Annotated in this window: 6 protein-coding genes and 1 pseudogene; 3 read left to right on the top strand and 4 right to left on the bottom strand. The window is 69.9% G+C overall.

Annotated features, from left to right (window positions below; genetic code table 11):
- A partial coding sequence (locus G6031_RS14120; RefSeq protein WP_182653593.1) for a neutral/alkaline non-lysosomal ceramidase N-terminal domain-containing protein occupies positions 1-1,148 on the bottom strand: 1,148 nt, incomplete at its 3' end.
- A gap of 195 nt (positions 1,149-1,343) precedes the next feature.
- Positions 1,344-1,946 carry a superoxide dismutase gene (locus tag G6031_RS14115; RefSeq protein ID WP_182653594.1) on the bottom strand — a complete coding sequence of 201 codons (603 nt, stop codon included), beginning with the start codon at positions 1,944-1,946 and terminating at the stop codon, positions 1,344-1,346.
- A 160-nt stretch (positions 1,947-2,106) separates the two neighbouring features.
- Between G6031_RS14115 and G6031_RS14110 the strand changes: the two genes are divergently transcribed.
- Positions 2,107-2,547: an NUDIX domain-containing protein gene (locus G6031_RS14110; protein WP_347238503.1), complete on the top strand. Its 441-nt coding sequence runs from the start codon at positions 2,107-2,109 to the stop codon at positions 2,545-2,547.
- A gap of 15 nt (positions 2,548-2,562) precedes the next feature.
- Here the strand turns inward: G6031_RS14110 and G6031_RS14105 are convergent, their stop codons facing one another.
- Complete coding sequence (locus G6031_RS14105; protein WP_179524212.1) at positions 2,563-2,736, bottom strand: hypothetical protein; 174 nt, start codon at positions 2,734-2,736, stop codon at positions 2,563-2,565.
- 104 nt (positions 2,737-2,840) lie between these two features.
- On the opposite strand from G6031_RS14105, the gene msrA reads away from it, so the two are divergent.
- Positions 2,841-3,518, top strand: a complete 678-nt coding sequence (gene msrA / locus G6031_RS14100; RefSeq protein WP_182653591.1) for a peptide-methionine (S)-S-oxide reductase MsrA — start codon at positions 2,841-2,843, stop codon at positions 3,516-3,518.
- Between the two features lie 314 nt (positions 3,519-3,832).
- Here msrA and G6031_RS14095 read toward each other — a convergent pair whose 3' ends face one another.
- The gene (locus G6031_RS14095) at positions 3,833-4,036 is read right to left on the bottom strand and encodes a cold-shock protein (protein WP_007629661.1); all 204 of its coding nucleotides are present in this window, start codon (positions 4,034-4,036) and stop codon (positions 3,833-3,835) included.
- A gap of 204 nt (positions 4,037-4,240) precedes the next feature.
- On the opposite strand from G6031_RS14095, the pseudogene G6031_RS14090 reads away from it, so the two are divergent.
- A pseudogene (locus tag G6031_RS14090) lies at positions 4,241-4,632 on the top strand (hypothetical protein); the annotation flags it as partial.

Here is a 4,632-nt window from a genome sequence, read left to right as displayed (position 1 = left end):
GCGCCGAGGGCCGCCACCGCGGTCCGGTGCGTGCGGCCGTCGCCGGTGAACTCCGGCCGCACGTCGACCGCCGACATGTCGACCCAGCGGTGGCGGACGTCGATCCCGCCACCGAGCGGGCGGACGTTCCGGCCCACCTGGTCGCGCGCGGCGGCGAACTGCCGCTCGCCGTTGATACGGGTGTTGAGCCACTCGTCCGGCGTCGGCCCCCGCCCGGGTTCGAGGTCGAGGTTGGGGCTGACGTCGCCGGGGTTGGTCTGAGCGAAGGCGGTCACCAGTGCCGGGGTCCCGCCGGCCAGGTAGTCCTGGCCCGCGGCCTCGCGCTCCCAGTGCCAGGCGGCGTACCCCTTGTTGTCCGACGAGGAGAGTGCGTTGCCGGCGGTCATGGACGTGGCGTGCGAGGCGAACCAGTTGATCACCCCGACGAGCCGTTCACCCCTGGTGATCTGCAGGGACTGTGACCGGGGGTCGATGCCGGTGGGGAAGTGCGCGCGTTCGTCGGCGGTGTCCCGGTCGAACGAGCCGCGGGAGCGGTTGACCCCCGCGTCGTACAGGTGGCCCGTGGTGACCCCGACGCTCGACGGGGCGAGGTCGTGGTGCGCCATTCTGACGGCGTCGACGATCCCGGCGCAGTTGGCGTCGAAGGTGACGGGCCGGAACCCGAGCATCGACAGGTCGACCATCGGGTGACCGGACGTCCCGCCGGGTGCGGCGTGGGTGTGCGTGGCCGTGATGACCACGTTCCCCTCGTGATAGGTGTCGCCGAACTCCGCGGACAGGCGTCGCAGGACCTCCTGCTGGATGGACTGGAAGATCAGCCCGATCTCGGCGGTCACGTGGACGAACCTGGGTGACGACGGCGAGTCGGCGAAGACGAACGCCCGGGCCCGCTGCCGCAGATGCAGACCCACGGAGTGCTGCTCGGTGTCGGCATACCCGTTCATCCCGGCCCCGAGGGATTCCCCGGTCATGTCGCCGATGCCCCGCCCCACGTACATCCGGGTGGCCTGCGCGGGCGCGACCGCGGGCAGGACGGAGTGCAGTGCGACCACACTGCCGAGGGCGGCGGCCCCACCGAGGACGGTGCGGCGCCGGATGACGCGATGACCGGCTCCGTGGCGGTCGGTGACGTGGTGAGACATCGGCATCGGGCTCCCAGGGTGCTCGGGCGGCTGGTGACCTTGGTCACCTCATGGGACGTCAGAGTACCCAACTGGACGCTTGACCGGGGAGGGCCCCTGGTGGACGAGGACGGGTACTCGGGCGACGAGGACGGGTACCCCTGTGAACGAGGACGGGCCCCCGCGCGGCTGCACGGGGGCCCGTTCGTCGGCTGGGGGTGGTCAGCTCCTGGCGGCGGCGTAGCGCTCGGCGACGTCCGCCCAGTTCACGACGTTCCACCAGGCCTTGACGTAGTCCGGCTTGACGTTCTTGTACTGGAGGTAGAAGGCGTGCTCCCACATGTCCAGCATGAGCAGCGGGGTCATGTTGATCGAGATGTTGCCCTGCTGGTCGGTCAGCTGCTGGATGATCAGGCGCTGTCCGATGTGGTCCCAGCCCAGGACCGCCCAGCCGGACCCCTGCAGGGTGGTGGCGGCGGCGTTGAAGTGGGCCTGGAACTTGTCGAACGAACCGAACTCGGCGTCGATCGCGGAGGCCAGCTCGCCCTCGGGCTTGTCGCCCCCGTCGGGCGACATGTTCTGCCAGAACACCGAGTGGTTGGTGTGGCCACCGAGGTGGAAGGCCAGGTTCTTGCTGAGCAGCGGTGCCTTGGTGGAGATGGTGCCGTCCTCGCGCGCGGCGGCGAGCTGCTCGAGCGCGTCGTTGGCGCCCTTGACGTAGGTGGCGTGGTGCTTGGAGTGGTGGAGCTCCATGATCTCGGCGGAGATGTGCGGCTCCAGCGCGCCGTAGTCGTAGGCGAGGTCGGGAAGAACGTACTCGGCCATAGTGGTGAGTCCTCTCAGTTGGGTGACGGGCTGCGCGTGGGACCTGCCCATGGCGCCCGTCACGACGTCCGGTTCCCACCATAGTGATCGCACACCGGCGGTGTCGGCCACCGGCGCAGCGGCTCCGTGGGTACCCGCCCGACCTGCCATGATCGGAGGCGTGGATCATTCCGGTTCGACCCCTGTCCGCGTCATCTCCGTCTCCGCGGTGGTCCTGACCCGGCCGGACGGGGCCGTGGTGACCGTGCGCAAGACGGGCACGGACCGCTTCATGCTCCCCGGAGGCAAGTGGGAGCCGGGGGAGTCCCCGCTGGCCTGCGCGGTCCGCGAGCTCGGGGAGGAACTGGGGTTGACGATCGCCCCGGAACTCCTGACCCCGCTCGGGCGGTTCGACACCGCGACGGCGAACGAGCCCGGGTTCACGCTGGTCTCCGAGGTGTTCGCCGCGGAGACGGAACAGGACATGGAGCCCCGGGCGGAGATCGCCGAGGCCCGCTGGCTGACGTCCGCCGAGGTCCGGGGCGTCGCGCAACTCCCGGAGGACCAGTGCGCGCCATGGGCTCCGCTACTGGTCAGGGTCGCTCGCGAGGGCTTGGCGTGACGGGGTGGCCGCCGATCAGACGGCGAGGATCGCGATGAGTGCGAGGAGCAGCAGGGCGGCGGTGAGGACGCTGACGGCGAGGTTCCGGTGACTGACGTGGTCACTGCACCCCGACCCCTCGAAGGGCTGGGACGAGCCGCGGTCGAGAATGTCGTGCAGCTGCTGTGCGGCGGGCTTTGAAGCGGTCACGTCGAGCTCCCCACTGGTCGATCTGCGGCCCACCCTATCGCGAACTATGGTGTTCGTCACATCACGTCCGGATCACGCGGCCGCCGCGGGGTTACCCTGGCTCCATGGGCTGGCTACAGGACGCGATCAGACAATCGACGATGCGCCCGGCGACCGAGGTGATCGACGCCGACTCGGCTCTGCCGGGCAGGTCCGAACCGGTCGCCGTGGCGCCGACCAACATCGTCACCGGCAACCCGATGGTGCCGCCGTTCCCCGAGGGGTACGAGACGATGGTGCTGGGGATGGGCTGCTTCTGGGGTGCGGAGAAGATCCTCTGGCAGCTCGAGGGGGTGTGGACCACGGCCGTCGGCTACGCGGGCGGGTGGACACCCAATCCCACCTACGAGGAGACCTGCACGGGGGCGACGGGCCACACCGAGGCCGTCCTGGTGGTGTTCGACCCCGAGGTGTTGCCGGTCGAGCGACTGCTCGCCACGTTCTTCGAGTGGCACGACCCGACCCAGGGCATGAGGCAGGGCAACGACATGGGGACGCAGTACAGGTCCGCGGTGTTCGCCACCACGACCGCGCAACTGGAGACGGCCCGTCGACTGGGGGCCGCCTATGAGAAGGAACTGGACGCGGCCGGCCGCGGGCCCCTGACCACCGAGTTCGGGATGCTCGGAGAGGTCCGGTCCGGCGAGTTCGCCTACGCCGAGGACTATCACCAGCAGTACCTGGTCAAGAACCCCGGCGGTTACGACTGCCACGTCCGTAGCGGCGTGGCCTGCCCCATCTGAGGTCCCGGGGAGCCGGCCTTCTCGGCCCTTTCCGCCCCGCGCCTGCCCCTGCCGTCCCCGCTCGCCCCCTCGGCGGCGGCAGGCGCTCCCGCGGATGATCGCCTCGGCGCGATCCGCTCCCGGGCATGAACTCCGGCGTGAGCCGTGGGGCGGGCCGCTGTTCATGGCCAGGGGCGGATGGCAGACACACCCTGTGGTGGGGAGGCGGTCCCGTCAGCGGGTGTGTGCTCGGGACATGCGGAAGGGCCCGGCCGGGATCTCTCCCGGGCCGGGCCCTTCACGTCGATGCGGCGTCAGATCGCTCTGACGTCAGATCACATCGGGGTGATGTTCTCCGCCTGCAGGCCCTTGGCGCCCTGCGCGACGTCGAAGGAGACCTGCTGGTTCTCCTCGAGCGAGCGGTAGCCCGAGCCCTGGATGGCGGAGAAGTGCGCGAAGACGTCGGCGGAGCCGTCGTCGGGGGCGATGAAGCCGAAGCCCTTGTCAGCGTTGAACCACTTCACGGTGCCGGTAGCCATATTGGCGTCCTTTCGAGAGTCGGTACTCCGCTTGTCGGAGTACCAGATGATGCAGCAGAGAGCGTGCTGTGTGTTTCCCTGCGGTGCCGCATCGTTCTCTCGCAAGAACGGTGGATCTACAGAAATACAACGTACGTTTTCAACTACTGAGCAGAACCCTACAGTCTCAGAGCCGGTCCGTCACCCCCACGGGGTGTCCGGCAGGTGAATTCGCCGTTCCACCTCGGTTCCCGGGCGTTCCGACGGGCGTCCGACGGCGAGACTGGGCGGGTGTACTCCGACCTGACCCGCGAACTCGATTCCCTCCTGGGAGACCTCGGCCCCGGCCGTGCCGGACGGGCACGGGACATGGAGCGGGTGGACCCGACCCACCGTGGGGGCGCCCTGAACCTCGTCGACTACGCGACCCTGCGCCGGCACGACCTCCGGGATCTGCAGGACCGACTGCTCGACGCCGGCGTGTCCCCGCTCGTCGGCTGCGAGGACGACGTGGAGGCGGCACTCCGGGCCGCCCGTGCCGCTCTGGCCGCGCTCGGGGGGCAGGACCCGACGCGCTTCGCCGACCGTCACACCACGGCAGCGGCGCGTGCCGCCGG

It is taken from the genome of Dietzia sp. CQ4, from assembly GCF_014145125.1.
Taxonomy (GTDB): domain Bacteria; phylum Actinomycetota; class Actinomycetes; order Mycobacteriales; family Mycobacteriaceae; genus Dietzia; species Dietzia natronolimnaea.
This window is presented reverse-complemented; position numbering and strand designations above follow the sequence as displayed.